Here is a 1,349-nt window from a genome sequence, read left to right on the forward strand (position 1 = left end):
CCTTGCGCGCCTTCAAACATAATATTCTCACCACGTTCACGATATGCATGTAGCTCGTCAGTAACATCAACAGCTAGCGGCAGCAACTCTTCGCCCATCTTAAGGGTTTCTTCGAGTGTTTTCTCATAAGAGATAGGCTCAACTTTATAGAAATTCTCTAATACAAAGTTGTGATAAGTCATGATCTCTTTTAGTTTTTCAGCAAATGCTTCTGGGTTTGCTAAATCACCTAAGCGAAGACCACGACGAGATACTTTGTCTTCATAGGCCGGGCCAATACCGCGACCTGTCGTGCCGATCTTATTGGCGCCTTTTGCAATTTCGCGCGCCTGATCAAGTGCCACGTGATAAGGAAGAATCAAAGGACAAGCTAAGCTCAATTTAAGACGTTCACGAACAGGAACACCGTTTTCCTCAAGACCGCGCATTTCTTTCAATAATGCATCGGGAGCTAGCACAACACCGTTGCCAATTAAGCAGGTCACACCATCTCGCAAAATACCAGATGGAATAAGGTGAAGCACCGTCTTCTGGCCGTCGATAACCAAGGTATGCCCCGCATTGTGGCCACCCTGAAAACGCGCCACCGCAGTAACCTGATCAGTCAAAAGATCAACGATTTTTCCTTTGCCCTCATCACCCCATTGGGTGCCTAAAATGACAACATTCTTACCCATATTTCAATTTCTCTAGCAATAAAGCTGAAAGTTACCATTAAAGTAACCGATTAAATTTCAACAACTACCCACTGGCCGTCTTGGCTTTGAGCAAGTTTTTTAGAGCAACCGTAGGTCTGCTCATCTGATTCTGAAAGGCTTTGCACGACACGCTGCGTCTGTCGCAAATCAGCGATCCGCTCTAGCAACGCTTTATCTGTGCCGTATGGAGCTAAAATCGCCCCTGAATTCATTGTGCTAATACGAGACTGCAAACGCACGAGCGTTTTTAAGTCTGCACTAAAACCGGTTGCTGGGCGAGATTCACCAAATTCAGCGCCGATGGAGTCATATCGTCCACCTTTAGCCAATGCATATCCAAAGCTTGGTGTATATGCGCTGAACATCACGCCAGTATGATAGTCATAGCCTCGTAACTCGCAGAAATCATAGCCTAGTTCAATTTCTGGGAAACGCTCGCCAACCAACTCAGCAAAACGCATCAAAGCATCAACGGCATCTAAAGTTTCGTTACTAGCTAATTCAGAGTACTGGGATATGCTTTTTCGCACTTCCGACAAGGCATCAATACTGCCGCTAAGCAGAGCGATTTCGCGAATAATATCGATAACCGGCAACTTATGTTCAGCGGCTAGCGTATCAAGCTCGGGAATTGACTTGCGATTCAATGCG

At 45.7% G+C, this 1,349-nt stretch carries 2 protein-coding genes; both read right to left on the reverse strand.

Annotated features, from left to right (window positions below; genetic code table 11):
* Nucleotides 1–677 (reverse strand): adenylosuccinate synthetase (locus A3739_RS14490; RefSeq protein ID WP_197472337.1); only part of this gene is annotated, 677 nt, incomplete at its 3' end.
* 50 nt (nt 678–727) lie between these two features.
* Nucleotides 728–1,349 (reverse strand): ATP phosphoribosyltransferase regulatory subunit (locus tag A3739_RS14495; protein WP_197472338.1); only part of this gene is annotated, 622 nt, incomplete at its 5' end.

Source organism: Oleiphilus sp. HI0067 (assembly GCF_001635735.1).